Here is a 22,261-nt window from a genome sequence, read left to right as displayed (position 1 = left end):
GCGCGGGTCGGTTCAGACTGCGCCGGGACCCCGCGCGATCGTCTCGTGCGGCTGCTCGCCGAAGCGTGCGCGGTAGTGGGCGGCGAAGCGACCGAGGTGCGTGAACTGCCAGCGCCGGGCGACGTCGCTCACCAGCAGCCCGCCCGAACGCGATCGGCCGAGTTCGAGGTGGACCCGGTCGAGCCGGACCTCGCGCAGGTACTGCATCGGCGTCACCGCGAGCCGCCGGCGGAAGAGGTCCTGCACGCCGCGCTCACTCAGGCCGCACGAGTCCGCGATGTCGGCCACCGAGAGCGGCTGGTCGGCCTGGTCGTGCACGAAGCGGATCGCACGACGCATCCGGTGCTCGACGTCGGACCGTGACGGCGAGAACGTCGACAGCACGACCGTCGCGATGCGTCGGTTCAGGGCGGCTCGCTCGTCGACCGGCAGCGCGGGGTCGAGGACGCGACCGGTGACGTCGCGGAGCAGTGCTCGGAGGGGTTCGATCCGAGGGTCGGCGGCGTCCGGTTGCCGGAACTCGGCCGATGGGCGGTCGCCGCCGCCGTCGCCGTCGCGTCCGCCGAGCAACGCCGGCGACAGGTGCAGCAGGGTCATCGCCGTGGCGTCGGTATCGAAGCCGTACGCCACCGAGGCGGAGAGCATCATCGGGCGTTCGGCGCCGACGTCCCAGCTCGAGCCGTCGTCCGCGGTCAGGCGGGCACGGCCGTCGGCGAGCCAGAAGACCACGTGGTCCGGTCGGGGGCCGATCGTGCCGGAGCGGTGTCCGTGCGTCCCGATGCGCCGGATCGACAGCTCTGCGTCACCCCCGGTCACGTAATCGAAGGGCACAGCGTCCATCGGAACAGTGCCTCCGCTCACCCCGCTGCGGACGGTCCGGCACGGGAATCGGAACGCTACCGCACCGGACGACCGGGGCGGGCAACGACCGCCCCGAACCGCCCCGGACCGCTCAGGGCCGCTCAGGGCCGCTCAGGACGGGTCCGGCACCTGGTCCCACTCGTCGGCGTACCGCGAGAGCACCGTCCACCGCGACACCGGCCACGTGGTGATGAACGCACGACCGACCACGTCGTCGACCGGCACCGTGCCGTGCACGCGGGAGTCCGCCGAGTTGTACCGGTTGTCGCCCATCACCCAGATGCGCCCCTTCGGCACGGTGATGTCGAAGTCGGTGCCGGAGACCCGGTCCGACCCGATCTCGGGCACCACGTAGGGTTCGTCGACCGGGTGGCCGTTCACCGACAGGTGTCCGCCCGTGCCGCAGCACGAGACGGTGTCGCCGGGCAGGCCGATCACGCGCTTGATCAGGTCGTCGCCCTGCCCGGTGCCGAGCCAGCCGCCCGGGTCCTGGAACACGACGACGTCACCGCGCTGCAACGGCACGGCGCCGGGGACGAGTTCGTTGACGAGCACGCGGTCGCCGATGAGCAGCGTGTTCTCCATCGATGCGGACGGGATGTAGAAGGACCGGACCAGGTAGGTCTTCACCAGGAACGACGCCAGCAGCGCCACGACGACGATGACGACGAGGTCGCGGAGGAACTTCCAGCCGGCCCGCTTCGGCTTCGGCTCGGATTCGGTGGCGCTCAATGCGTCAACACCACCTTCACGAGACCGATCACGAACGCCACGGCGGCCAGCACGATGCCGCCCCAGAGCCCGAGGAACGTGGGCCGCTTGCCGCTGAACCGCTGCATGAAGACGCCGACCATGCCGATGCGCACGACCAGGATGACCAGGGCGGCCGTCTGCGCCCACCCCGTCGGGATCCACCCGATCCACGCCACCGCGTACAGCACCGCGGGGATGAGCCCGGACGTCGCGATCGGGTTCGCGTTCCGCATGATCGTCACGACCGATTCACGCCGGGCGTCGTCCGTCTGGGAGTCGTCGCCGCCGAGGCCGTGCGCCACCAGGTGCGCGAGCACGTGCGCCAGGTAGGTCAGGACCGCGGTCGCCAGGACGGCCCAGATCGCCGACCCGTGGTGGATCGCGGCCGGGTCGACGGCGATCGCGGCGGCGAGCACCGTGATGTTGCCGTAGATGTAGGACGACATCCGGTCGCGGACGTGCTCGATCGGCAGGTCGCGCGGGTCCGGACGACCGCCGCGGGGTCCGCGTCCGCGTCCGAGCGGTGGTCGTGTGCGTGGCATCCGTCCATCTTGGCCCTCGCGTGCCGGTCCTCGCCGACAGGACACCGAGTGCGATGGCCACGCGCGTGGCCGGTTCCGGCAGACTGGGTGGCGATCGGTGCGACGGCGCACCGGACAGGAGGCCCGTATGACGTCCGCACGACCACTCGCCCTGGTGACCGGTGTGGGCCGCAGAGCCGGCATCGGCGCGGCGCTCGCCACCCGTCTGGCGACCGACGGCTGGGACCTGGCCATCTCGTGGTGGGGCCCGTACGACGACCGCGTGAGCGGTGGGGCGGATCCCGACGGGGTCGAATCCGTCGTGCAGGAGTGCGAGTCGGTGGGTGCACGCGTGACGCGCCTCCCGGTCGACCTGGAGGACCCGGACCAGGCGGCCGCCCTGGTCGGCCGCGCCGAGACCGAGGCGGGCGCCCCCGTCACCGCGCTGGTGATGTCGCACTGCGAATCGGTCGACTCGGACGTCCGGACCACGACGGTCGAGTCGTGGGACCGGCACTTCGCGGTCAACGCCCGCGCGCCGTTCCTGCTCGTGCAGGCGTACGCGGCCGCACTCGAACGAGTTGGCGACGCCGCACCGCGGGACCGCCGGCGGATCGTCGCGCTGACGAGCGACCACATCGCGTACAACCTGCCGTACGGGGCGTCGAAGGGGGCGCTCGACCGTCTCGTGTTCGGTGCCGCGAAGGAGCTCGGCAGCCTCGGCGTCAGTGCGAACGTGGTGAACCCCGGCCCGAACGACACCGGGTGGATGTCCGACGACGTCAAGCGCTGGGCGGTCGAGGGCACGCCGCTCGGCCGACTCGGACGACCGTCGGACACCGCTGCACTCGTCGGGTTCCTCTGCTCGGAGCAGGGGCGCTGGGTGAACGGGCAGCTGCTGACGTCGGACGGCGGGATCTCGAACCGCGCGTGATCCGGGCGGCGGACCGGGTCAGCCGCGACCGGGCGCGGTCACCTCGATGCGGTTCGCCCACGGGTCCTCGAACGCGACCGTCCGGCCGTCGTCGGCGGTCTGCACCCCGGTGTCGTGCATGCGTGCGACGAGGGCACCGAGGTCGTCCGACCCGGGCACCTCGATCCGCACGAGCCCCAGCCCGAGCGCGAGCTGACGGCGCCCGGCCCCGCGGGAGTTCCAGGTGTTCATCGCCATGTGGTGGTGGTACCCGCCGGCGCTGACGAACAGGGCCTCGCCCCACCCGGCCGTCGTCGCGAAGCCGAGCTTGTCGACGTAGAAGTCCTTCGCGCTGGCGACGTCGCCGACCGACAGGTGCACGTGGCCGACCCGACCCGGCGCGTTCGGCGCGGACTCCAGCGCGTCAGCCGTCAGGTGCTCCTGGAGGAACGCGTTCGGGTCGACGTACTTCGTGTCCATGTCGACCATGCCGTGCGTCCACGACCACTCCGTGCGGTCGCGGTCCCAGTACAGCTCGACGCCGTTGCCCTCGGGGTCGGTGAAGTAGAACGCGTTGCTCACCAGGTGATCGGCGCTGCCGGTGAAGGTCTGCGGGAACTTCGTCGCGACCGAGTACAGCGCGGCGGCCAGGTCGGCCCTCGTGTCGAACAGGATCGCGGTGTGGAACAGGCCGGCGTCGTGCGGGCCGGCGTGCTGCATCGACGGCGCGTGCTCGAGGATCACGATCGGGACCGCCAGGCCACCGGCGCCCGGTCGCCCCAGCACGGCGACGCCGCCCTCGTTCGAGAGCAGCGAGAGCTGGACGCCGTCGCGGTAGTAGCCGATCATCCGGTCGAGGTTCGCGACGCGGAGGGTGACGGCACCCATCCCGGTGTCGGCGGCGAGGAGGTCCTGCGTGTGCATGGGACCAGTGTGCGCCCATTTGGTTGACGCGTCAACCAAATGGGCGCATCGGTGGTCACGGCGAGTTTCGTGGTGGGCGACACTTCTCGCGGCCCGGCGCCCGAGATGTGTCGCTCAGCGCGAACTGAAGTGGCGCAGCACCCGGCTGCGGTCAGCGGGAACGGAAGTAGCGGTGCAGCGCGCGCTCGCGGATCGCGGCCGCGGCGAGCGCCCCGCCGAGCAGCGCGCCCACGAGCCCGAGGGACGCGATCGCGATCGCCTCGCGCACGATCGGCAGTGCGTCGTCGACGTCGAGGCCGCGCACCGACACCACCGCGACGCTCGTCGCGACCAGGGTCCCGACCGATCCCCAGACCAGGTGCTGCAGGACGATGCCGAGGACCTGCGCGCACCGCGGCACCCCGACGTGCCGGTCGGAGGCCAAGGCGAGCCGGCGCCGTGCGACCGCTGCCGCGCCGATCGTCAGCCCCACGAGGACCGCTGCACCGAACGGGACGAGCACTGGCTGCCGCGCCGCGGGGGTGAAGACCGCGCCCAGGGTCGGGTTGAGCTGCCCGGCGGTGGGTCGGTCTTCGCCCTCGGCCCCGCTCGCCGGCAGGACGGTGCGCCGGAGCATGGAGACCGTGTCGTCGCGCTGCGGCCACACCGTCGCCCAGCAGGCGTCGAACGGCGACCCGTCGTCCACCGTCGGCGCGAGGACCGCGTACTCCAGGTCGGGGTCCCGGCCGTCGTCGGGGTAGTCGTACACACCGGCGACTCCGGTGCCCGCGCCGCCCACCGTCACGAGGCGATCGCCTGCGGCAAGCCCCAGGGTCTCGTGCACCGCGGGCGAGATGATCACTCCCGCGGCCCCGTCGGCAGCCGAGCCACCGAGCAGGCCACGCACCCCGGCGGTCACCTCGTAGGTCGGGATCGCCGAGCCCGGCAGCGCGGCGGGGACGACCCCGGCGTCGAGGCGACGGAACGCGCCAGACGCGATGACCCCTTCGGCATCCGCGAGGGCATCGCACACGCGGCCGTCGATCCGGCCCTCGGCCCGCTGGACGGTCGTCCCCGCACCGCTCGCGACGAACACCGCAGCCGCTCGGACGTCACCGGCGACCGCTGCGGCGCGCAGGCCCACGACACCGCTGAGCAGCACCGCGAGGACGGCAGCGGTCACGGCTGCCCACGAGGCTCCGGAGGCGATGTCGCGCCACGCCTCCCGCCAGACCTCGGTCACCTGCATCCGGCGGGGGCTCATCGGTACCGCCCGAGGTCGAGCACTCCGTCGCAGGCGTCGCGGGTCGCGTCGTCGTGCGTGGCGACGACGACGACCGTCCCCGACGCGGCGAGCGCACCGATCCCACGGTTCACCTCGATCGCGGTCGCCCGGTCGAGTTGCGCCGTCGGCTCGTCGACCAGCATCAGACCCGGCGCGCTGGCGATGGCGCGCGCGAGCATCAGGCGTTGCGCCTCGCCACCGGACAGCTCGGCGAACCGCGCGTGCGCCCGCGAGCCGAGCCCGAAGCGCTCGAGGACCTCGAGCGCCCGGACGTCCGCGGTCCGACGATCCGCGCCCTGGGCGACGAACGGCAGCGCGACGTGGTCGAGCACGCGGCGGCGGGCCACCCCGTACGGGTTCTGGAAGACCCAGAGCGGCCGACAGCCCGGCGGACGGACGGCGGCACCGCGCGTCGGACGGAGCATCCCGGCGAGGATCGCGAGCAGCGTGGACTTGCCGGAGCCACTCGGCCCGACGACCGCGGTCACGCTCCCCTCGGCGAAGGCGCGGTCGACGCGGTCGAACAGCACGGTGCCGTTCGGCCAGACATGTCCGACGCCCTCGAGCGTCACCGACACGAGCTGGACCGGTCCGGCGCGGCACGGATCCGGTCGAGCGTTCGTCCGCCGGGCACCCGGACGAACGACTGCCCGAGTTCCGACCCGAGGACCTGGACCCGGAGCGGCCGCCCCGTCGTCGGTTGCACGCACGCCCGGTCACCCTCGAGGTCCCAGAGAGCCGTCGGCGGCACCACCTGGACGGTCCGCGGGCGACTGAGGGTCCACGTCGCGGCCACCGTCGGTGCACCGTCCGCCGAAGCGACCGTCGCCGCGTACTCCGGCAGGGCGCTGATCGCAGCGAGGTCCGTCGGCGAGGAGACCACCCCGGCGTCGTCGATCGGGATGTCGGCGTTCCCGATCCGCAGCACGCGCTCCCCCGGCGCCGGATCAACCGGGAGCGCCTCGATGCGCGCGCCGCGGAGTTCGGCCGGGAGTTCGACGAGGACACCGTCGGCGCCGACCGCTGCCCCGACGACGGCCACGCACGCCAGGACGGCGTTCTCGGCGGCTGGCACCCATGCGAACGGGTCCCGCGGCACGACGTCGTCGGGCAGGTCGTCGCGGTCGACACCTCGGTCGAGCAGGAACTGGTGCGCAGCTCGGAGCGTGCCCGGGCCGAGGACGCCGTCGATACTCAGTCCGGCACCGAGGCGCGTGAGTTCCCGCTGCAGCCCCGTGACGTCGGCCCCGCGGTCGCCGAGCTCGAGGTCGCGCCACAGCGGCTCGTCACTGGCGAGCGCGATCACCGGCCGCCCGTCGACCCGCGCGAGGACGTCCCCGCTCCGCACGGGCGCCCCGGTCGAGCACGTCGACGTCGTCACCGTGCCGGTCCGCGACGTCACGACCGCCCGTGGGGCACCGGTGGCGAGTGCGAGCTGCACCTGTCGTTCATCGGCATCGGTGCGCTCGGTCACCCGGACGGTGCTCGTGGGGGCCGCCGTCCGGAGTGCAGCCGGGACCTCGGCCGGCACAGCGACCACGATGGCGGCGGCCGTCGCCGCCGCGACCACCATCGCCCCGAGCGCCAGGAGCGCGGCAGACGGGAAGCGCATCACTGCCGCCAGAGTCCGAGGGGGTCCAGCCGACACTGTACGGCTCCGGGGTCCCACTGCGAGAAGGAGAAGTTCCCGTCGTCGTTCTGGGTGCGCCATTCACGTTCGGTGTACGTGTCGTCGACGAGTCTCACGGCACGGAGGCACGCGACGGTGATCTCTGCCTCGTCCTGCTTCTCCGGGTTCCGCCGGACTTCGTTGAACAGGTACGTCACGTCGCTGTCGAAGTCCTTCGCGCACTTCGACTTCGAATCGTTGATGGCCGTTGCGTCTTCAGCCTTCCGCCCTGGGAGCGGCGACGCTTCGGACGTGCCGTCCTCTGCTGTCGTGTAGTCGTAGCCGAGATCCCGCATGCATGCGCTCATGCGGGACTGGGCATCTGCGACCTCCCGCGCCGAGATCGTTCCGTCCGAGAGGATCTGCCGCTGGTACGGGCTGGTGTCGGCGGCTGATTCCGCGAACTCACCCGCCCACGGCCCGGCCACTGAGAAGCCTGACGGATCGACGACCCGGGGCGCAGCATCTGCGGAGGCGCAGCCAGCGAGCCCCGTGGCGGCGATCACCACGACGACCAATGCTCCCCGAGCACGGTTCCGAACCACCGCGTCAGGCCCGGACCATGCCGTACCGGGCGATGTTGGTCCAGCAGGCAGCCTCGTAGGACCACTTGTTGCCACCGACCACGTTCCCCCACTTCATCGTCCCGCTCTTCAGCCGGTTGAAGTGCTGAGCACGGCCACACCCCGACTCGTTGAAGCCCATGCTCTGCGTCACCTTCCGCCAGCACGTCGCAGCACTTGCCTCCGGCGCCGTCACGGTGTCGACCGCGATCCCGCCGCCCACGACACTCCCCAGCACGACCGCACCCAGTACGACGTTCTTGATCGACATCGATCTCCCCTTTCATCGCGACATCGCCCCGATGTCACCGTTAACGTATTACCGGTCAGTACGCGAGCGCAACGACCATCAGCACATCCGTGCAGGATGGACGCGTGACTGATGACATCCAGTGGGAGGTGGTCGAGGAGAGCTCCCTCTCGCTCCCGGACCACGAAGCGATCGCAGCACTGCTCGCGCAGGCGTTCCCGGACTGGTCCCACTGGTACGTGGGCGGCCGCAGCTGGTCCGGCATGCAGCCCGAACGCCGGGTCCTCGCCCGCGACCAGGATGGCGTCGTCCTGGCGCACGTCGGGATCCGCCGCATGTTCATCACGGTCGGCGGGCGCGACGTCCTGGTCGGCGACACCGGCCTCGTCGCCGTGTCGCCCAGGCTCCAGGGATCGGGCAAGGGCCGGGAACTCATGGAGCGCACGCACGCCGTGCTCGACGGGCTCGCGGTGCCGTACGGCTTCCTCGGCGCGGGCGAGAACCGCATCCCCTTCTACGCGAAGCTCGGCTGGCACGAGTTCCCCGAGGTCGTCGGCACCTTCTCGGCGTTCACCGCCGAGGGCGCCGGCATCACGAACACGGAGCAGGGCGGCTGGATGGTGCGGCCGGTGGCCGCAGCCCTGGAGGACTGGCCGGCCGGCCCGATCTGGCTGAACGGGCAAGAGGTCTAGAACGCAACGACAGACGGACGGGAGGCCCGGTGCCAGCTGGCACCGTGCCTCCCGTCCGTCAGGTGGTGGACCGGGGCTCACGCCCCCGCGTCCACCGGACTACGCCTCGACCGCAACCGTCTCCGGGTCCTCGTTCGAACCCGGCGCGCTCGGCACGACCGCGGCGCGCACGCGCGCACCGAGGTCGGCGTCGACGTTCGTCCAGTACGCGAACACGCGCTCGCGCAGGTCGTCGCGCGTCACCTTCGAGACGTGACCGGCGATGTTGCCGACCAGGCGCTCACGGGCGGCGTCGTCGAGGACCTCTCGGACGAGCGTGCCGGCCTGACCGAAGTCGTCGTCCTCCGGGTGCAGGGTCGCGGCGGAACGCTGCAGCGCGCCGTCGGACTCCCAGCCGGGCACGTCGTCGGTCGCGGTCGGGTCGGCGTGTGCGCCACCGAGCGAGTTCGGCGCGTACACGGGCACCTCGGACTTCTGGAAGTCGAAGCGCATCGCGCCGTCCTTCGAGTACGAGTGCACCTCGTTCTTCGGGGCGTTGACCGGCAGCTGCGCGTGGTTGGTGCCGACGCGGTAGCGGTGGGCGTCCGCGTAGCTGAAGATGCGCGCGAGGAGCATCTTGTCCGGGCTGGCAGCGATGCCGGGAACGAAGTTCGAGGGGGCGAAGGTCGCCTGCTCGATCTCGGCGAAGTAGTTCTCCGGGTTGCGGTTGAGCTCCATCGTGCCGACCTCGATGAGCGGGTAGTCCGCGTGCGGCCACACCTTCGTCAGGTCGAACGGGTTGAAGCGGTAGGACTCGGCGTCCCCGTAGGGCATGACCTGCACCTTGAGGGTCCAGCGCGGGAAGTCCCCGCGCTCGATCGCGGCGTGCAGGTCACGGATGTGGAAGTCCGCGTCCTCGCCGGCGATGCGGTCGGCGTCCTCCTGCGTCAGGGTCTTGTGGCCCTGCTCGGTGATGAAGTGGTACTTCACCCAGAAGCGCTCGCCCTCGGCGTTGATCCACTGGTACGTGTGCGAGCCGAAGCCGTCCATCTCACGCCACGACGCGGGCAGGCCGCGGTCGCCCATCAGCCACGTGACCTGGTGCGCCGACTCGGGCGACAGGGTCCAGAAGTCCCACTGCATGTCGTGGTCGCGCAGGTGCGAGCCGGGCAGGCGCTTCTGCGAGCGGATGAAGTCGGGGAACTTGATGCCGTCGCGGATGAAGAAGACGGGGGTGTTGTTGCCGACGAGGTCGTAGTTGCCCTCGGACGTGTAGAACTTCAGCGCGAAACCGCGGGGGTCGCGCCACGTGTCGGGCGAACCCTGCTCACCGGCGACGGACGAGAAGCGCGTGAGCATCTCGGTCTGCTGGCCCGGCTGCAGGAACGCGGCGCGGGTGTACTTGCTGACGTCCTGCGTGACGGTGAAGGTACCGAAGGCGCCGCCGCCCTTCGCGTGGACGACGCGCTCCGGCACGCGCTCGCGGTTGAACTGGGCGAGCTTCTCGACCAGGTAGTGGTCGTGCAGCGCGAGGGGGCCGTCGGCCCCGACGCCCATCGAGTGCTCGTCGCTCGAGACGGGAGCGCCGGAGTTGGTGGTCGTGGTGGGGGTGCCGGCCGGCTGGCCGGGCGTCGTGTTCTGGTCGGACACGGTTCCTCCTTGGGTGGAACGGTTGGTTCGGTCAGGGGTGCTCGGGTGGTTCAGGGGACGCGCGGGGCGTCGGGCGCGGCTGCGTCGGGCTCGTCTGCGCTTGCGCCTGCGTCGCTTGCGCTTGCGCCTGCGTCGATTGCGCTTGCGCCTGCGTCGATTGCGCTTGCGCCTGCGTCGCCGGCTGCGTCATCGCCCGCGTCGTCGCGCTCGGCCGCGGCGCACCGCTCGCAGATGCCCCAGTAGGTGACCTCGGCGGTGGTGACCGCGAAGCCGTGCGCGTCCGACGGGGTCAGGCAAGGCGAGTGCCCGACGGCGCAGTCGACGTCCTCGATCGCGCCGCACAGGGTGCAGACGATGTGGTGGTGGTTGTCACCGGTGCGTCGCTCGTACCGAGCGGGGCTGCCGGCCGGCTCGATGCGTCGGACGAGGCCGACGCCGGTCAGCGCGGCGAGCACGCCGTACACGGCCTGGTGGCTGGTCGTCGGGAGCTCCGCCGTGAGCGCCGTGACGATGTCGTCGGCGGTGGCGTGCGGCATCGATTCGGTGGCCCGCAGCACCGCGAGTCGCGGCGTCGTGACCCGGAGGCCCGAGGTGCGGAGCAGATCGGCGTCGGCGTCCATGCTGAGCCTTTCTTTTGCAGGAATCAAGACAACACGGCCACTGTACACGAGCCGTCGTGGCGCGTACCCGTCGGAACACATTCCGCGACCGGTATGCGACGTGTCACGATCTGGCGGCGATCACCTGGAGGGACCCTGGAACGATCGGTCTGCACGCTAACGTCCCGACATGTCCACGAGCCACGGCCTGTCTGAACAGGCGAACAGCGCACCGGACGTCCGGGGGATCATCGCGAAGCGGGACCTGGTCGTCGACCTCATCCGGACGGCCTGCGTCGTCCTCGTCGTCATCGTGCACGTCACGATGGTCGGCGTCGCGTCCGACGACCACGGAGTGCGGGTGACGAGCCCCCTGCAGGAACTCCCGTGGTACGTCGCCGCCACCTGGGTCGGGCAGGTGATGCCCCTCTTCTTCGTGGTCGGCGGCTTCGCGAGCGCAGTCGGCTGGCGCAGCACCGTCGCGCGCGGTGCGCCGAGCCCTGCTCGAGACTACCTGGCCACCCGCCTCGTGCGCCTGTTCCGGCCCGCGGTCCCGCTGTTCGTGTTCCTCGCGCTCGGGCTCGGTGTGGCCACGGCCGTCGGCACCCCGCCGGACCTCCTCGCCGAGGTCGCGTTCGGCATCGGCTCACCGCTCTGGTTCCTCGCCGCGTACGGCATCACGCAGTGCTGCGTGCCGCTGATGATGCGGTTCCACGAGCGCGCACCCTGGGCAACCCTCGGCGTGTTGCTCGTGCTCGCCGCGGTGGTCGATGCGGTCCGCCTGGCCACCGGGGTCGCCGAGGTCGGACTGCTCAACCTCGGGCCGGTGTGGCTCTTCGCGCAGCAGCTCGGGTTCCTCTGGGCCGACGGGTGGTTCGCACGGCGGTCGAAGGCGCTCCTGCTCGCGGTGGCGGTCGTCGCCTACGCCCTGCTCGTCCCGATGACCTCGATCGGGCTGTGGGCACCGGACATGCTGCAGGACCTCAACCCGCCGATGCTCCCGCTGGCGTTCCTCGCGATCGCGCAGGCCTGCCTGGTCCAGCTCGTGCACGCCCCGCTCAGTCGCCTGATGCGCACCAGGGCCGCGCTCGGAGCCGTGTTCGTCCTCGGCCGCGACGGCATGACCATCTACCTGTGGCACCTGCCGCTGTTCATCGCGCTGAACGGGGTCGCCCTGCTGGTCGGGGTGCCGTTCCCGTCGCCGGGCTCGGGTGGGTGGTGGGCGTCCCGGCTGATCGCGCTGGTCGCGGTGCTCGCCGTCGCGCTCGGGGTTGCTCGCGCGCTCCGTTGGTTCGACCGCCCGCTCCCCCGGCTGCTGCCCTCGGCCGACCGCCCGTCCTGGCCGGTCGTCGCTGTCGCTGCGCTCTGCACGATCGGTCCGGCGTTCCTGGTGATGCAGCTGCACCTGTCGTTCGGGATCGCGGTCATCGGCGCCGTGGCCGTGCCGATCGGGGTGTGGTTGCTCTCGCGGACCACGCCGGCCCGGGGCGTCACCCGGATCTGAAACGGTTCTCACCGTTCGGGGCCACTCCGACCTGCACCGCCACACGCGCCGGGCAGAGGATGGCGGCAGGCCGATCCCCTGGAGGCACCCGACGCCGTCGACACCCGAGTTCTGGAGCACCTGGCGGTTCGATCCCCTGTCCGCGGTGATGATCGCCGTCGCCGCGGTCGCCTACGGCTGGTGGGTCGTCGCCGCCGCACGTCGCGGCGCACGCTGGCCCTGGTGGCGCACCCTCGCGTTCGTCGCCGCACTGGTGCTGTTCGGGATCCTGCAGTTCGGCATCGTCGGCGTGTACGACCAGCAGCTGCGGTGGGCGTTCGTGCTGCGGTCCGCCCTGCTCTTCTTCGCGGTCCCCACCTTCGCCGCGCTCGGTGCGCCCGTCTCGTTGCTCCGGACAGGAGGCCCGGATCGCCTCGCGCACGCCGCCGACGCCGCCATGCGGTCGCGTCCAGTGCGCCTGCTCGGCAACGCGATCGTCGCGCCGCTCGTCGCCCTCGTCCTGTTCGGCCTGTTGCTGACACCGTTCGCGGCGACCCTGCGGGAATCGTCCGTCTGGGCCGTCGTGATCACGGTGACGGTCCCGATGCTCGGGTTCGGGTTGCTCGCTCCGCTGTCCGAGCCCGGTGTGCTGCGGTCGTCGACGTTCGTCACCGCGGAGTTCCTGCTCGCCTTCGTGGAGCTGATGATCGACGCGGTGCCGGGCATCGTGCTCCGGATCACGAACCACGTGCTCGACGGGTCGGTGGTGCAGGCCGTGGGGCAGCCGTGGTTCCCGTCGCCGCTGCGCGACCAGCACCTGGCGGGCGACCTGCTGTGGTTCATCGCCGAGGTGGCGGACATCCCCGTGCTCATCTCGCTGTTCATCCGGTGGCAGCGGACCGATCGCCGCGAGGCCCGCGCCGTCGACGCCCTGACCGACGAGCAGATCGACGAGTTGACGCGGGAGCACCTGCAGCGCCGGGGTTGAGCGCGCGGGCGGGGCGCCGACCCGGAACGACGACCTCGATGTCGTACGACGTCGAGGGTGTCGCACCCCCGCGGCCGCAACTGTTGCAGACGCGGGACTGCGACGAACCCGTTGTCGTACGACGTCGACGGTGTCGCACCCCCGCGGCCGCAACGACTGCGCCGGGACCCCGGCTACACGCGGGCCCCGGGCCGCTCGTGGGAGCAGCCCGGGGCCCGGGTGGTCGGCGCGGGTCAGGCGTCGGCGTGCTTGCCGTGGTGGTCGATGGCGGCGAGCTCGGCCTCGGCCGTCGCCGGAGCAGCGGCCGCAGCGTGCACGCCGTGCTCGGCCGGCTTCGCGTCGCCCTCGGCCGGCGCAGTGCCCTCCGCGTCGGGCTGCGCGGTCACGCCACCGGTCTGCTGCCAGGCGACGGTCTGCTTCGGCTTCGCCAGGAACAGCGCCGCCACGATCGCCGCGATGAGCACGATCGCCGGAAGGAACAGCGACTCACCCATGGCCCGCGAGAACGGCTCGAGTAGGAACCCGGGCAGTCCGCCGACCTGCTGCTCGGCACCACCGGCGGAGGTCCCACCGGTCGAGGCCGGGAAGTTCGCGGTGATCCGGGCCTCCATCAGCGCCGCGATGCCGGCCGAACCGAGCACGGCACCGATCTGACGCGTCGTGTTGTAGACGCCCGAGCCGGCACCGGCCAGCTTCGGCGGCAGGTTGCGCGTCGCCGAGACGGACAGCGGACCCCACATGCAGGCGTTGGCGATGCCGAGGAGCGCGCTCGGCAGGAGCACCCATCCCCAGTCGGCACTCGACGACAGCAGGGCGCCGAACCAGAACAGTCCGGCCGAGAAGCACGCGAGACCGAACGCGGCGACCCAGCGCGGGTTCCACCGGTTGAGATTCTTGCCGACGAGCGGTGCGAGGCCGGCGGACAGCACGGCCTGCGGCACGAGGAGCAGTGCAGCCTGGGTCGGCGAGAACCGCAGGACGTCCTGCGCCCAGAGCATGATCGGTAGCGCGAACGAGGCGATCGCGACACCGACGGCCGTGATGGCGACGTTGGCCAGGGTGAAGTTGCGGTCCTTGAACAGGCCGAGGGGCAGCAGCGGCTCACCCTTCTGCACGCCCTGCCAGACGACGAACCCGGCGAGCACCACGAGCCCGACGATGATGAGCGACCACACCGAGATCGGTCCGGCGATGACGCCCCAGTCGTAGGTCTCGCCCTCCTGGATGCCGAAGACGAGCAGGAACAGGCCGGCCGCGGACAGGAAGATGCCGAGGTAGTCGAAGCGGTGCCCGTGACGGTCGAACGACGGCACGAAGCGCTGCGCGAGGACGAACGCCACGACACCGACGGGGACGTTCACGAAGAAGATCCACTCCCAGCCGAAGCCGTCGACGAGCAGGCCGCCGACGATCGGGCCGACGAGCGAGGCGACACCGGCGACGGCGCCCCAGAGACCCATCGCGGCACCGCGGTTCTGCGGCGGGAAGATGCGCGTGATGACGGACATCGTCTGCGGGCTCATCATCGCGGCGCCGAGGCCCTGCACGACGCGGGCCACGATGAGCATCTCGATCGAGCCGGCCAGACCGCACCAGAGGCTGGCGAGCGTGAAGACGACGAGGCCGATCTGGTACATGACCTTCGGGCCGAAGCGGTCACCGAGGCGGCCGGTGATGAGCAGCGGCACCGCGTAGGCGAGCAGGTACGCGCTCGTCACCCAGATCACGGAGTTGATGTCCGCGTCGAGCTTCTGGGCGATGGTGGGGGTGGCGACCGACACGATGGTCGAGTCGACGAGGATCATGAAGAAGCCGACGACGAGCGCCCAGAGCGCGGGCCACGGCTTCTTCTCGGTCGTCCGCGGAGGCGTGACGGTGGTCATCGAGTGGTGTCCTTGCTGTTCGTGGGGAAGTCAGTGTCTGTGGGGACGGCCGGGCCGTCCCATGGGAGGTCGCCGCTGGCGATGCGGTCGACGGTGGTGCTGAGCCACTCGATCTGCGCGGCGAGCATCGCACGGACGTACGACACGTCGAGCCAGTACCGCTCGGTCAGCTGCTTGGCCTGCACGCGCTGGAGTGCCTGGTCGTAGTCGTCGCGCTCCTGTTCGAGTGCGACGATCCGGGCCCGGACGGCATCGACCGCCTCGGAGTGCGGCAGGTTCTCGAGCACGGAGAGGGCCAGGTGGAACTCCGGGTACTCGTCCGCGGGCTCCGCCACCATGCGGCGGAGGCCGTCCGCGAGTGCTGCGCGGCCGGCTTCGGTGATCGTGTAGGTGGTGCGTTCCGGCCGGTTGCCGTCGCGGTCGGTGCCCACGACCTCGGCGAACCCGAGCTCGGCGAGGCGGCCGACCTGGTGGTACAGGGTGCCCGGGCGGACCTTGACGTTCCGCTCCTCCTGCCGGTGGACCATCGTCTGGAACATCTCGTACGGGTGCATCGGTGCCTCGTTCAGCAGGTCGAGCGCGGCGAACGCGAGGGGCGTGAGCGACGCCATGCGGGCCTCCTGACGGATCGATGCGGCAGTCTTCCGACTGGACTATTCGACTTCGAATATACGGAGTCGAACACAGGTGAGCAAACGCACAGCACGTTCTCCACAGGAGGCCCGGATCCGTCCCGGCGTGTCGCGCGCGCCCCGTAGACTGGTCGCGTCCCCCACCCCTGAAGCGCTGGAGAGAACACGTGCCAACGATCGTCGTCGAGGTCATGCCCAAGGCTGAGATCCTCGACCCCCAGGGCAAGGCGGTGGGCAACGCCCTCGCCCGTCTGGGCAAGGCCGACCTGACCAACGTCCGCATCGGCAAGCGCTTCGAGGTGACCGTCGACGGCCCCGTCGACGACGCCAAGCTGGCCGAGGTCCGCGACATCGCCGCCGACGTCTTCTCGAACGCGGTCATCGAGGACGTCGTCTCCGTGACCGTCGAAGGCCAGTGACCCGGATGCGCATCGGCGTCATCACCTTCCCCGGCTCCCTCGACGACCGTGACGCCCAGCGCGCGGTCCGTCTCGCCGGTGCCGACCCCGTCGCCCTCTGGCACGGCGACCACGACCTGCAGGGCGTCGACGCCATCGTGCTGCCCGGTGGGTTCTCGTACGGCGACTACCTGCGCGCCGGTGCGATCGCCGCGAAGGCGCCGATCATGGCCGAGGTCATCGACGCCGCCGGCAAGGGCATGCCCGTGCTCGGCATCTGCAACGGCTTCCAGATGCTGGCCGAGGCCCGCCTGGTCCCCGGCGCGCACACCCGCAACGCGCACCAGCAGTTCATCCGCCGCGACCAGAAGCTCCGCGTCGAGACGACCTCCACCGCCTGGACCTCCGGGTTCACCGCGCAGCAGGAGATCACGATCCCGCTCAAGAACGCCGACGGCCGTTTCGTCGCCGACGCCGACGAGATCAAGCGCATCGAGGACAACGGCCAGGTCGTGTTCCGCTACGTCGGGGTGAACCCGAACGGGTCGATCGACGACATCGCCGGCGTCTCGAACGAGCGCGGCAACGTCGTGGGCCTGATGCCGCACCCCGAGCACGCGACCGAGCCCGGCTTCGGCCCGGACACCGCCGCTGCCATGGCCTCCGGCACGGACGGCCTCACCTTCTTCACCTCCGTGATCGAGTCGACGCTCGTCAAGTGACGGCCGCGACTCCAGTGACAGGGAACGACAACACCGTGACGACTTACGTGCGCCCGAAGCCCGACACCGTGCAGGATGCCGCGGCGACTCCCGACAAGGACCAGCCGTACGACGCGCTCGGCCTGAAGCCGGACGAGTACGCCCGCATCAAGGAGATCCTCGGCCGCCGCCCCACCTCGGGCGAGCTGGCGATGTACTCCGTCATGTGGTCCGAGCACTGCTCCTACAAGTCCTCGAAGAACTACCTCCGTCAGTTCGGCAAGAAGGTCACGCCGGAGATGACGAAGAACCTGATGGTCGGCATGGGCGAGAACGCCGGTGTCGTCGACGTCGGCAACGGCTGGGCGGTGACCTTCAAGGTCGAGTCGCACAACCACCCGTCCTACGTCGAGCCGTACCAGGGCGCCGCGACCGGCGTCGGCGGCATCGTCCGCGACATCATCTCGATGGGCGCACGCCCGGTCGCCGTGATGGACCAGCTCCGCTTCGGCGCGATCGACCACGAGGACACCGCACGCGTCGTGCACGGCGTCGTCGGTGGCATCTCGTTCTACGGCAACTGCCTCGGCCTGCCGAACATCGGCGGCGAGACCTACTTCGACCCGGTGTACCAGGGCAACCCGCTGGTCAACGCCCTGGCGGTCGGCGTCCTGCGGCACGAGGACCTGCACCTGGCGAACGCGTCCGGAGCCGGCAACAAGGTCGTGCTGTTCGGTGCCCGCACCGGTGGCGACGGCATCGGCGGCGCATCGATCCTGGCGTCCGACACCTTCACCGAGGGCGGCCCGACCAAGCGTCCCGCCGTCCAGGTCGGCGACCCCTTCGCCGAGAAGGTCCTGATCGAGTGCTGCCTCGAGCTGTTCCAGAAGGAACTGGTCGAGGGCATCCAGGACCTCGGCGCCGCGGGCATCTCCTGCGCCACGTCCGAGCTCGCGAGCAACGGCGACGGCGGCATGCACATCTCGCTCGACGACGTCCTGCTGCGCGACCCCACGCTCACGGCCGAAGAGATCCTGATGTCGGAGAGCCAGGAGCGCATGATGGCGGTCGTCCGCCCCGACAAGCTCGACGAGTTCCTCGCCGTGGTCGGCAAGTGGGAGGTCGAGACCAGCGTCCTGGGCGAGGTCACCGGCACCGGCCGTCTCGTCATCGACTGGCAGGGCCAGGAGATCGTCAACGTCGACCCGCGCACCGTCGCCGTCGACGGCCCGGTCTACGACCGCCCGGTCGCCTACCCGACCTGGATCGACGCGCTGCAGGCCGACACCGCGGCGTCGCTCGACCGTCCGGCCGACGGCCCCGCGCTCAAGGCGCAGTTCCTCAGCCTGCTCGGTTCGCCGAACCTGGCGTCGAAGAACTGGGTCACGAACCAGTACGACACCTACGTGCTCGGCAACACGGCCCTGTCCTTCCCCGACGACGGTGGCATGATCCGCGTCGACGAGGAAACGGGTCTCGGTGTCGCCATCGCCACCGACGCCAACGGCCGCTACTGCCAGCTCGACCCGAAGCAGGGCGCGCGTCTGGCCCTGGCCGAGGCGTACCGGAACGTCGCCGTCACCGGTGCCGTCCCCGCTGCGGTCACCGACTGCCTGAACTTCGGCTCACCCGAGAACCCCGAGGTCATGTGGCAGTTCTCCGAGGCGGTCGAGGGACTGGCCGACGGCTGCATGGAGCTCGGCATCCCGGTCACCGGCGGCAACGTGTCGTTCTACAACCAGACCGGCTCGACCCCGATCCACCCGACCCCGGTCGTCGGTGTGCTCGGTGTCATCGACGACGTCGCCAAGCGCGTCCCGTCGGGCTGGCAGGACGACGGCCACAACATCTACCTGCTCGGCACCACGAGCCTCGAGCTCGACGGGTCGGCCTGGGCCGGCACGGTGCACGGACACCTCGGCGGTCGTCCGCCGGCGGTGGACCTCGGTCGCGAGAAGGAGCTCGCCGAGCTGCTCTTCGCAGCGAGCGGCGAGCAGCTGCTGACGAGTGCGCACGACCTGGCGGACGGTGGCCTCGGCCAGTCGCTCGCCGAGTCGGTGCTCCGCTTCGGCCTCGGTGCCCGCGTGGTCCTCGACGAGCTCGAGTCCCGCGACGGCGTCGACACGGCGACCGCGCTGTTCTCCGAGTCGACCGGTCGCGTCATCGTGACCGTCCGGCGCGAGGACGACGTCCGCTTCCAGGGCCTGTGCGCCGGTCGGGGCTTCCCGGTCCTGCGCATCGGCGTGACCGACGCCACGTCGAACGCGCTCGAGGTCCAGGGTGCGTTCACGGCGACGCTCGACGAGCTCCGCGGCACGCACAACGCGACGCTGCCGGCCCGATTCGGCGACGTGATCGTCGAGGACGTCACCGAGGGGTACGTCGGCCGTGGGCCGCTCGACTCCGACGGTGCGTTCTCGCCGCGCACGGACTCCTAGGCCCGGCGGACACCGCGTGCCCATCGTCACCCTGCCCTTCGCGGAGCTCGTCGACCGGTTCGGCCCCGTGCCGGACGGCATCGAGCTGGACGTGTGGGACGTCGAGGCGCCGTACGGTCGCCCGGACGACGTCGCCATCACGTTCCTGCCGTTCTACTTCGGTGGACGGCACCGCTGGCAGTTCGTGCACGACCTGCCGGCGCTCGAGCTCCTGCAGCTGCCGAGCGCCGGCTACGAGCACGCGGTGCCGCACGTGCCCGGTCACGCCCAGCTGGCGAACGGTCGGGGGATCCACGACGACGAGACCGCCGAGCTCGCCGTCGGCCTGGCGCTGACCTCGCTGCGTGAACTCGGGGCGTTCCAGGCCGATCGCGCGAACGGTGTCTGGGACGCCCGGAAGACCCGTTCCCTGGCCGACCGCCGGGTCACGGTCGTCGGCTACGGCGCGATCGGTTCGGCGATCGCAACCCGGTTCGAGGCGTTCCGCACCGAGGTCACCGTGGTGGCCCGTACGGCTCGCGACCAGGACGGTCGCCACGTGCACGCGTTCGGCGAGCTGCCCGAGCTGGCACCGACGACGGACGTCCTCGTACTCATCGCGCCGCTGACGGACGAGACCGAACGGCTGGTCGACGCCGAGTTGCTGGCCGCGCTGCCCGACGGTGCCCTGGTGGTGAACGTCGCCCGCGGCAAGGTCGTCGACACCGATGCACTGGTGGCGGAGCTGCAGTCCGAGCGGCTGTTCGCGGCGCTCGACGTCACCGATCCCGAGCCCCTGCCAGACGGCCACCCGCTGTGGACGACGCCGAACACGGTCCTCACGCCGCACGTCGGGGGCAACACCGACCTGAGCGTCCCGCGGTCGATCGAGCTGATGCGTCGGCAGGTCGCAGCGCTGGCCGAGGGTCGCCCGTTCGAGAACCTGATCGAGCGCTAGCGACCAGTCGGAACACGCCGTCGTCTGCGCGCGACGGCGTCAGGCGCGCACCAGCAAAACGGTGGTCAGAGCGGGACGATGCACGTCGGGGTCCCGACGGCGATCTGCTCGACGGCCTCGCCCGGCACACCGTCGACACCGATCGGCAGCACTGCGATGGCGTCCGACCGCTCGTTGGCGACGAGCACGTACCCCGGCACCCGGGCGAAGTGCCGCGGCCAGGCTCCCCCGCACGACGCGGACCCGACGAGCGCGAGCCCGTCGTCGGCAGCGTCGAGCACCACGATCAGGTCGCGGCCACGGACGGCGACGGTGACGAGTCCGGCGTCGTCGACCTCGATGTGGCTGAGGAGCGACTCCCCCACCGCACCCTCGAACGTCGGGGTCGAGGCGATCGTCACGAGCGAGCCGGACTCGTCGCGGCGGAGTCGGTGGACCGCGCCGTCGAGCTCACCGGCGACGAACAGGTCGCCTGCGTACCAGGCCAGGTGCCGCGGGCCGACGCCGGGCGCCACGTGGTGCACGCGCAGCGCCTCGAGCGTGGGGACGCCGTCGGCCGACACGGTCACGCGGAACTCGTGCAGCGCGTCGCCACCCAGGTCGGCGACGAGCACCGTGCCGTCCGGCGTCGCGACGGACTGGTGCGCGTGCGGCGCATCCTGCCGGTCCTGCACCGGGCCGGTGGCGGCGGGCAGGGTCGCGACGGCGATGGCCGAGGCAGGGACGGCGAGCCGGTCGGTTCGGCCGTGCACGCCGTCTGCGGGCAGGACGACGCCGTCGCTCGCGAGGACCGAGGCGGAGAACGACTCAGCCGCCGCCAGCGAGACGGCGGTGACGGTGCCGGAGACGTAGTTGGTGACGATGAGCGCCCCGGACGGGTCGACCCGCAGGTGGCACGGGGCGTCACCGCCGGCGGAGGCGTCCCACAGGTGTTCGAGCGCGCCGTTCTGCATCCGGAAGGCGGAGACCCCGCCGTCGTTCGTCTCGGACACGGCGTAGACACGGTCGCCCGACACAGCGAGGAACGAGGGATCGTCGAGCACCGCGACGGTACGAGCGACCGCGACGGTACGAGCGCCCTCGCCCTCGCCCGCGCCCGTGCGGGCAGCGCCGCCGTCGACCAGGGAGATGCCGGTCGCGTTCCCGCCGCCGGTGGCGGTGTAGGAACCGACGAGCAGGGTCGGCAGGTCGACGCTCATTCGTCGCGTCCGGCGATGCGCTCGTGGTGGTGGATGACCTCGGCGACGATGAAGTTGAGGAACTTCTCGGCGAACGCGGGGTCGAGGTGCGCCTCGGCGGCGAGGCTCCGGAGCCGTGCGACCTGGATCTGTTCGCGGTCCGGGTCGGCGGCGGGCATGCCCGATTCGGCCTTCAGGTGCCCCACTCGCTGGGTGTACTTGAAGCGCTCGGCGAGCATGTGGATGACGGCGGCGTCGATGTTGTCGATGCTCTGCCGGATGCTCCGGAGTTCGGCGACAGCCGTCGCTTCGGGCTCGGGCGGGGTGACGTCGTCGCTCATGCCCCGAGCCTACTGGCGGACGCGCAGCCGAACCCCGCCGACGCCTGCGAGAATGAGCACATGTCGGTCTTGCTCGTGATCTCGGGCGTGTGTGCGGTCCTCGCTGGCCTCGTCCACGTGTACATCTGGTTCCTCGAATCCATCATCTGGACGAGTCCACGCGCCCGCAAGGTGTTCGGCATCGCGACCGAGACCGAGGCCGACGCGACCCGCTCCCTCGCGTTCAACCAGGGGTTCTACAACCTGTTCCTGGCGATCGGCGCGATCCTCGGTGTCGTGCTGGTGCTGGCGGGCAACACCGCGACCGGCTGGACCCTCGTCGTGTTCTCGACCGCGAGCATGCTCGGCGCCGCGGTGATCCTGGTCGGCTCCGGCCGCAAGTACGTCAACTCCGCGTTCAAGCAGGGCACGCTCCCGCTGATCGCCCTGCTCTTCGCGCTGCTCGGCTCGAGCTTCCCCGTCTGAGCCGTCTGAGCCGTCTGAGCCATCTGAGCCGTCTGAGCCGTCTCGACCAGACCGTCAGCCCCGCCACGCAAAAGCGACAGGGTGCCGCCTTGGGTTCAAGGGGTGGTTGCAACACCTTGAGTGGTGAGGTGTTGGTGTGGGTCGTTGGCACACGCGTGAGGACAAGCGACGGTTCTGGG

Annotated in this window: 23 protein-coding genes and 1 pseudogene; 9 read left to right on the top strand and 15 right to left on the bottom strand. The window is 71.1% G+C overall.

Going from position 1 to position 22,261, the window contains the following annotated elements:
- Window positions 1-12 precede the first annotated feature (12 nt).
- The 3 genes from EDF47_RS12570 to EDF47_RS12560 all read right to left on the bottom strand — a co-directional run bounded on the left by EDF47_RS12570 (window position 13) and on the right by EDF47_RS12560 (window position 2,156).
- A complete protein-coding gene (locus tag EDF47_RS12570; RefSeq protein ID WP_165918874.1) occupies window positions 13-831 on the bottom strand; it encodes a helix-turn-helix transcriptional regulator in 819 nt (272 codons plus the stop codon).
- A 141-nt stretch (window positions 832-972) separates the two neighbouring features.
- On the bottom strand, window positions 973-1,593 hold the full coding sequence (gene lepB, locus EDF47_RS12565) for a signal peptidase I (RefSeq protein ID WP_123293649.1): 621 nt from the start codon (window positions 1,591-1,593) through the stop codon (window positions 973-975).
- The gene (locus EDF47_RS12560; RefSeq protein ID WP_123937518.1) at window positions 1,590-2,156 is read right to left on the bottom strand and encodes a hypothetical protein; all 567 of its coding nucleotides are present in this window, start codon (window positions 2,154-2,156) and stop codon (window positions 1,590-1,592) included. The genes lepB and EDF47_RS12560 overlap by 4 nt, the downstream gene beginning before the upstream one ends.
- A gap of 127 nt (window positions 2,157-2,283) precedes the next feature.
- Here EDF47_RS12560 and EDF47_RS12555 point away from each other — a divergent pair, with 127 nt between their 5' ends.
- Entirely contained in the window at window positions 2,284-3,069 is a 786-nt protein-coding gene (locus tag EDF47_RS12555) for an SDR family oxidoreductase (protein WP_123937517.1), read from the top strand.
- 18 nt (window positions 3,070-3,087) lie between these two features.
- Here EDF47_RS12555 and EDF47_RS12550 read toward each other — a convergent pair whose 3' ends face one another.
- The 6 genes from EDF47_RS12550 to EDF47_RS12525 all read right to left on the bottom strand — a co-directional run bounded on the left by EDF47_RS12550 (window position 3,088) and on the right by EDF47_RS12525 (window position 7,739).
- Entirely contained in the window at window positions 3,088-3,972 is an 885-nt protein-coding gene (locus tag EDF47_RS12550) for a VOC family protein (RefSeq protein WP_131880727.1), read from the bottom strand.
- 151 nt (window positions 3,973-4,123) lie between these two features.
- Complete coding sequence (locus tag EDF47_RS12545) at window positions 4,124-5,215, bottom strand: hypothetical protein (protein WP_131880725.1); 1,092 nt, start codon at window positions 5,213-5,215, stop codon at window positions 4,124-4,126.
- The gene (locus EDF47_RS12540; protein ID WP_131880723.1) at window positions 5,212-5,814 is read right to left on the bottom strand and encodes an ATP-binding cassette domain-containing protein; all 603 of its coding nucleotides are present in this window, start codon (window positions 5,812-5,814) and stop codon (window positions 5,212-5,214) included. Before EDF47_RS12540 ends, EDF47_RS12545 begins: the two co-directional genes overlap by 4 nt.
- Window positions 5,805-6,848, bottom strand: coding sequence for a hypothetical protein (locus EDF47_RS12535; RefSeq protein ID WP_131880721.1), 1,044 nt, complete (start codon window positions 6,846-6,848; stop codon window positions 5,805-5,807). Before EDF47_RS12535 ends, EDF47_RS12540 begins: the two co-directional genes overlap by 10 nt.
- Window positions 6,848-7,414, bottom strand: a complete 567-nt coding sequence (locus EDF47_RS12530) for a hypothetical protein (protein ID WP_131880719.1) — start codon at window positions 7,412-7,414, stop codon at window positions 6,848-6,850. The genes EDF47_RS12535 and EDF47_RS12530 overlap by 1 nt, the downstream gene beginning before the upstream one ends.
- A 40-nt stretch (window positions 7,415-7,454) precedes the next feature.
- Window positions 7,455-7,739 (bottom strand): hypothetical protein, encoded by a 285-nt coding sequence (locus EDF47_RS12525; RefSeq protein WP_131880717.1) that lies wholly within the window; start codon window positions 7,737-7,739, stop codon window positions 7,455-7,457.
- Window positions 7,740-7,843: 104 nt separating this feature from the next.
- Between EDF47_RS12525 and EDF47_RS12520 the strand changes: the two genes are divergently transcribed.
- Entirely contained in the window at window positions 7,844-8,410 is a 567-nt protein-coding gene (locus tag EDF47_RS12520) for a GNAT family N-acetyltransferase (protein ID WP_165918873.1), read from the top strand.
- Between the two features lie 99 nt (window positions 8,411-8,509).
- Here the strand turns inward: EDF47_RS12520 and EDF47_RS12515 are convergent, their stop codons facing one another.
- Together EDF47_RS12515 and EDF47_RS12510 are read right to left on the bottom strand one after the other, a co-directional pair.
- Window positions 8,510-10,039 (bottom strand): catalase, encoded by a 1,530-nt coding sequence (locus EDF47_RS12515; RefSeq protein WP_131880713.1) that lies wholly within the window; start codon window positions 10,037-10,039, stop codon window positions 8,510-8,512.
- Window positions 10,040-10,266: 227 nt separating this feature from the next.
- Window positions 10,267-10,659 (bottom strand): annotated as a pseudogene (locus EDF47_RS12510) (Fur family transcriptional regulator); the annotation flags it as partial.
- 169 nt (window positions 10,660-10,828) lie between these two features.
- Between EDF47_RS12510 and EDF47_RS12505 the strand changes: the two are divergent.
- Together EDF47_RS12505 and EDF47_RS12500 are read left to right on the top strand one after the other, a co-directional pair.
- Window positions 10,829-12,142: an acyltransferase gene (locus EDF47_RS12505; protein ID WP_131880712.1), complete on the top strand. Its 1,314-nt coding sequence runs from the start codon at window positions 10,829-10,831 to the stop codon at window positions 12,140-12,142.
- A 148-nt stretch (window positions 12,143-12,290) separates the two neighbouring features.
- Window positions 12,291-13,109 (top strand): cytochrome c oxidase assembly protein, encoded by an 819-nt coding sequence (locus EDF47_RS12500; protein WP_131880827.1) that lies wholly within the window; start codon window positions 12,291-12,293, stop codon window positions 13,107-13,109.
- A gap of 233 nt (window positions 13,110-13,342) precedes the next feature.
- Here EDF47_RS12500 and EDF47_RS12495 read toward each other — a convergent pair whose 3' ends face one another.
- On the bottom strand, window positions 13,343-14,992 hold the full coding sequence (locus tag EDF47_RS12495; protein WP_132100761.1) for a DHA2 family efflux MFS transporter permease subunit: 1,650 nt from the start codon (window positions 14,990-14,992) through the stop codon (window positions 13,343-13,345).
- Window positions 14,989-15,603 (bottom strand): PadR family transcriptional regulator, encoded by a 615-nt coding sequence (locus EDF47_RS12490; protein ID WP_131880708.1) that lies wholly within the window; start codon window positions 15,601-15,603, stop codon window positions 14,989-14,991. Before EDF47_RS12490 ends, EDF47_RS12495 begins: the two co-directional genes overlap by 4 nt.
- A gap of 188 nt (window positions 15,604-15,791) precedes the next feature.
- Between EDF47_RS12490 and purS the strand changes: the two genes are divergently transcribed.
- The 4 genes from purS to EDF47_RS12470 are packed head-to-tail and all read left to right on the top strand — an operon-like array spanning window position 15,792 to window position 20,098.
- Window positions 15,792-16,043: a phosphoribosylformylglycinamidine synthase subunit PurS gene (purS, locus tag EDF47_RS12485; protein ID WP_017886272.1), complete on the top strand. Its 252-nt coding sequence runs from the start codon at window positions 15,792-15,794 to the stop codon at window positions 16,041-16,043.
- A 5-nt stretch (window positions 16,044-16,048) separates the two neighbouring features.
- Window positions 16,049-16,744, top strand: a complete 696-nt coding sequence (gene purQ / locus EDF47_RS12480; RefSeq protein ID WP_111085606.1) for a phosphoribosylformylglycinamidine synthase subunit PurQ — start codon at window positions 16,049-16,051, stop codon at window positions 16,742-16,744.
- Window positions 16,745-16,779: 35 nt separating this feature from the next.
- Window positions 16,780-19,161, top strand: coding sequence for a phosphoribosylformylglycinamidine synthase subunit PurL (gene purL, locus EDF47_RS12475; RefSeq protein WP_243692490.1), 2,382 nt, complete (start codon window positions 16,780-16,782; stop codon window positions 19,159-19,161).
- A gap of 16 nt (window positions 19,162-19,177) precedes the next feature.
- Window positions 19,178-20,098, top strand: coding sequence for a 2-hydroxyacid dehydrogenase (locus EDF47_RS12470; protein WP_165901503.1), 921 nt, complete (start codon window positions 19,178-19,180; stop codon window positions 20,096-20,098).
- A 65-nt stretch (window positions 20,099-20,163) separates the two neighbouring features.
- On the opposite strand, the gene EDF47_RS12465 is transcribed toward EDF47_RS12470, so the two are convergent.
- Together EDF47_RS12465 and EDF47_RS12460 are read right to left on the bottom strand one after the other, a co-directional pair.
- Complete coding sequence (locus EDF47_RS12465) at window positions 20,164-21,297, bottom strand: beta-propeller fold lactonase family protein (protein WP_131880706.1); 1,134 nt, start codon at window positions 21,295-21,297, stop codon at window positions 20,164-20,166.
- Window positions 21,294-21,617, bottom strand: a complete 324-nt coding sequence (locus EDF47_RS12460; protein WP_123671988.1) for a chorismate mutase — start codon at window positions 21,615-21,617, stop codon at window positions 21,294-21,296. Before EDF47_RS12460 ends, EDF47_RS12465 begins: the two co-directional genes overlap by 4 nt.
- Before the next feature lie 60 nt (window positions 21,618-21,677).
- Here EDF47_RS12460 and EDF47_RS12455 point away from each other — a divergent pair, with 60 nt between their 5' ends.
- Window positions 21,678-22,082, top strand: coding sequence for a DUF1304 domain-containing protein (locus EDF47_RS12455; protein WP_123293628.1), 405 nt, complete (start codon window positions 21,678-21,680; stop codon window positions 22,080-22,082).
- Window positions 22,083-22,261 lie beyond the last annotated feature (179 nt).

Source organism: Curtobacterium sp. PhB190 (genome assembly GCF_004365385.1).
In the GTDB taxonomy this organism is placed as follows: domain Bacteria; phylum Actinomycetota; class Actinomycetes; order Actinomycetales; family Microbacteriaceae; genus Curtobacterium.
The sequence above is the reverse complement of the archived record's forward strand: the minus strand, read 5'-3'. Positions and strand labels throughout refer to the sequence as shown.

Coding starts and splice junctions, on each gene's coding strand:
- EDF47_RS12525 (WP_131880717.1), bottom strand. CDS start 7,739: ATGTCGATCAAGAACGTCGTACTGGGTGCGGTCGTGCTGGGGAGTGTC.
- EDF47_RS12545 (WP_131880725.1), bottom strand. CDS start 5,215: ATGAGCCCCCGCCGGATGCAGGTGACCGAGGTCTGGCGGGAGGCGTGG.
- EDF47_RS12490 (WP_131880708.1), bottom strand. CDS start 15,603: ATGGCGTCGCTCACGCCCCTCGCGTTCGCCGCGCTCGACCTGCTGAAC.
- EDF47_RS12505 (WP_131880712.1), top strand. CDS start 10,829: ATGTCCACGAGCCACGGCCTGTCTGAACAGGCGAACAGCGCACCGGAC.
- EDF47_RS12555 (WP_123937517.1), top strand. CDS start 2,284: ATGACGTCCGCACGACCACTCGCCCTGGTGACCGGTGTGGGCCGCAGA.
- EDF47_RS12460 (WP_123671988.1), bottom strand. CDS start 21,617: ATGAGCGACGACGTCACCCCGCCCGAGCCCGAAGCGACGGCTGTCGCC.
- EDF47_RS12550 (WP_131880727.1), bottom strand. CDS start 3,972: ATGCACACGCAGGACCTCCTCGCCGCCGACACCGGGATGGGTGCCGTC.
- EDF47_RS12465 (WP_131880706.1), bottom strand. CDS start 21,297: ATGAGCGTCGACCTGCCGACCCTGCTCGTCGGTTCCTACACCGCCACC.
- EDF47_RS12535 (WP_131880721.1), bottom strand. CDS start 6,848: ATGCGCTTCCCGTCTGCCGCGCTCCTGGCGCTCGGGGCGATGGTGGTC.
- EDF47_RS12455 (WP_123293628.1), top strand. CDS start 21,678: ATGTCGGTCTTGCTCGTGATCTCGGGCGTGTGTGCGGTCCTCGCTGGC.
- EDF47_RS12495 (WP_132100761.1), bottom strand. CDS start 14,992: ATGACCACCGTCACGCCTCCGCGGACGACCGAGAAGAAGCCGTGGCCC.
- EDF47_RS12500 (WP_131880827.1), top strand. CDS start 12,291: ATGATCGCCGTCGCCGCGGTCGCCTACGGCTGGTGGGTCGTCGCCGCC.
- purQ (WP_111085606.1), top strand. CDS start 16,049: ATGCGCATCGGCGTCATCACCTTCCCCGGCTCCCTCGACGACCGTGAC.
- EDF47_RS12560 (WP_123937518.1), bottom strand. CDS start 2,156: ATGCCACGCACACGACCACCGCTCGGACGCGGACGCGGACCCCGCGGC.